General features: G+C 38.1%; 4 protein-coding genes. 1 reads left to right on the top strand and 3 read right to left on the bottom strand.

Translation table 11 applies throughout. The features are described 5' to 3' along the window. A partial coding sequence (locus tag L641_RS0102815; RefSeq protein ID WP_024601065.1) for an IS3 family transposase occupies positions 1 to 479 on the top strand: 479 nt, incomplete at its 5' end. 36 nt (positions 480 to 515) lie between these two features. Here L641_RS0102815 and L641_RS0102810 read toward each other — a convergent pair. The 3 genes from L641_RS0102810 to L641_RS0102800 form a co-directional block, all read right to left on the bottom strand. Then, positions 516 to 1,073 (bottom strand): hypothetical protein, encoded by a 558-nt coding sequence (locus tag L641_RS0102810; protein ID WP_024601064.1) that lies wholly within the window; start codon positions 1,071 to 1,073, stop codon positions 516 to 518. Continuing rightward, positions 1,070 to 1,570 carry a hypothetical protein gene (locus L641_RS0102805; protein WP_138765525.1) on the bottom strand — a complete coding sequence of 167 codons (501 nt, stop codon included), beginning with the start codon at positions 1,568 to 1,570 and terminating at the stop codon, positions 1,070 to 1,072. Before L641_RS0102805 ends, L641_RS0102810 begins: the two co-directional genes overlap by 4 nt. Positions 1,571 to 1,652: 82 nt before the next feature. Further along, positions 1,653 to 2,833 (bottom strand): IS3 family transposase gene (locus tag L641_RS0102800; protein WP_086007400.1). Its coding sequence is split into 2 segments (ribosomal slippage): positions 1,653 to 2,575 and positions 2,575 to 2,833, totalling 1,182 coding nucleotides; the frame shifts between segments, so codons are not numbered across the junction. Between the last annotated feature and the right edge of the window lie 77 nt (positions 2,834 to 2,910).

Below are 2,910 nucleotides of genomic sequence, written 5' to 3'. Positions count from 1 at the left end.
TTGCCACATGGAGTGGGTTTGTTTATGTCGCTTTCGTGATAGATGTTTTTTCACGATACATTGTAGGTTGGCGTGTATCAACGACAATGCACACAGAGCTTATTCTTGATGCGTTAGAGCAAGCTATTTGGCATCGTGGCAACCCCGAAGGGTTAATTCACCACAGCGACAGAGGCAGCCAATATTTGTCTATACGATACACTGAGCGACTTGCTGAAGCTGGAATTCAAGCGTCTGTAGGCAGTGTGGGTGACTCTTATGACAATGCATTGGCTGAAACAATAAATGGATTATTTAAAACAGAGATTATTCGCAGAAATGGCCCGTGGAAGAATGTTGATGCTGTTGAATACGCAACGTTAGAGTGGGTCAATTGGTTTAATAATCAACGCTTATTATCTTCAATTGGGTATATTTCACCAGCTCAATATGAAACAGACTACTATGATAATTTAAACGAGTCAGGTAAAGTGGCCTGACTTAAACAAACTGGTCTCCGATGAACTCGGGGCGATTCACTCCGGATCTAAGTAGTTATAAACACCTAAAGCCTTTAACTTTTCATAACCCAAACCGAAGATAACAGCTGTAGTACTCGACAAATCTCCAAGATTACCACTCAGCTGAGGAATAAGCGCTCCTACCTTTCTTACAGGTTGCAGATCACTTGGGGGAGCAACATATTTTGAGCTGTTATAACAAATAGTAACTTTTGATTTTTTCTTTAAGTTACTCATAAAGTAAAATAGTACCACAGCGAGTCTATGTCTTGTCATAGCCGTAATATCAATTAAGATTTTAGGCTCTTCAAAATCATTATTTAGTTTATCCACTACGGGAACTAAATAATCTGATATTTGTGCACATTCCATCTCTAAAATTTCAGCATCTTGGAATACTTTCTTATTTTTAGAATAATTTAATACCGTTTTATTTGAGTTATATCCAAAAACAATATTTCTTTCAGATAAGTTTTTATATTTTACATACGCTGTTGTGGATCGACTTTCATATCCTAAACCAAAAACCGATAGGTCAAAACTACTTGTATATGCTTGATTATCTAATTTCATAGCTTAAACTCTCCTTGTCCACCAAACATATCTAGAATCCTAATTTTGCGCTGATTTAAAATTTCCACAAGGTCGATTGATGGCTGCACATTAGTCAATAGCTTAAATTTAGGTGAAAAGATATACGATAATCTGCATCTAGAACTATACAACCCATCTGTATCATGAAAAGAGTCAGTATCATTCTTTTCAATCACAAGCGCACCAGCATTTAAAGCTAAGCCGACTGCTTCTAAATAATTTCTATTATAATCATCTCTAAACGTTATTGTACCTTTAGGATCTGGTGAGAATATTTCACCGTGTATTTGTTGTTCAAAATAACTCGCAATTTTAGTTATGACATCGTATAGAGAATTCAGACTACTTTCATTGGATTCTACAGCTATGGTATTAAGTAAAGCTTTAAATGATTGATAGTAATCATCAATACATTTTAATTGACGATGAACTTTAATTTGTCCCTCTGATTTTGCTATTGAAGAAAAAATACTCATAACTCCAACAAGCATCCTAGGATTATAATCTAACAACCTACAAATATTATCGAAACCGGTATAGTAATGTGAGGTGTAGTGGTCAATAAAATTTGGCCACAGCTTTAGAATCTTGGTATCTAACCTCAGATTCATTTGGCGCTAAACCGGCATTATAATGATGTGGCCTAACGTTGTTGTAATACCCGTTGATATAATCACTCACACTATATTTAGCATCTTTAAAGTTTTCGTATCCAACCTTTGGCATCCACTCCGTTTTAAAGCTTCTAAAAAATCGCTCCATTGGCGCATTATCCCAACAATTTCCGCGCCTGCTCATACTTTGTGTAATTTTATAGCGCCATAAACGTTGACGATATTTTAAACTTGTATAATGACTACCTTGGTCTGAATGAAACATCAGTCCACTTGGCTTACCTCTGCTTTCATACGCGAGTTCAAGCGCTTTTAGCGTTAAGTTAGTATCTGGCGACAACGACATTGCCCAACCAACGACTTTACGTGCAAACAAATCAACAACGACCGCTAAATAGGCCCAGCGATTGCCTGTCCAAATATACGTCACATCACCGCACCACACGGTATCTGGCTCAACAACATCAAATTGTCTATCAAGCAGATTTGGAATTTCAAGGTGCTCATTACCACCGCGTTTATATGAATGTTGAGGTACTTGGCAGCTTTCAAGCTTTAATTTAACCATTAGCTTAGCAGCACGATAACGACTCAATTCAAAATCATTGTTCGTTGCTATTGCCGCGATTGTCCGCGCCCCAGCTGAGCCGCCGCTCATTGCATGTATGGCTTTAACTTCAGCTTCTAGCCTTATTTGCTCTGGCGTCGGCGTTGTATCCCGTATAGCCCAATATTTATAGCTGCTACGATGCACATTGAATACGTTACACAGCACGCTAATTGGGTAACGCTCTCGTTGATTTAGTTTCTCAATTAACGAGAATTGTTCAGGGAGTCGGACATCAAGAGAGCGGTAGCCTTTTTTAATATATCCTTTTCTAATTTAATGCGTTGGATTTGCTTTTTAAGTTCGCGGATTTCAATTTGTTCGGGCGTCATTGGTGAAGCAGATGGTGTCTGGCCACTCCGCTCTTGCTTTAATTGAGTAACCCACTTACTGACGGTTGATTTACCCACCCCCATCGCTTTGGCTGCTTCTTCTTGAGTATAACTTTGGTCAACTACAAGCTGAGCTGTTTCTAATTTGATTGCCGCAGAATACGTTGCGCGTTTTAATTTCGTCATTTTTTCACCCAAATTTGTATGCTTATTAGCATAACATTTCTTTCTTAATGGGTGGCCAAAATCACTGTACCACTACA

The sequence above is a fragment of the Pseudoalteromonas sp. TB41 genome (genome assembly GCF_000497975.1).
In the GTDB taxonomy this organism is placed as follows: domain Bacteria; phylum Pseudomonadota; class Gammaproteobacteria; order Enterobacterales; family Alteromonadaceae; genus Pseudoalteromonas; species Pseudoalteromonas tetraodonis.
The sequence above is the reverse complement of the archived record's forward strand: the minus strand, read 5'-3'. Positions and strand labels throughout refer to the sequence as shown.

Excerpts from the sequence above, each read along its gene's own strand:
- L641_RS0102810 (WP_024601064.1), bottom strand. The coding sequence starts at position 1,073 with ATGAAATTAGATAATCAAGCATATACAAGTAGTTTTGACCTATCGGTT.
- L641_RS0102805 (WP_138765525.1), bottom strand. The coding sequence starts at position 1,570 with ATGAGTATTTTTTCTTCAATAGCAAAATCAGAGGGACAAATTAAAGTT.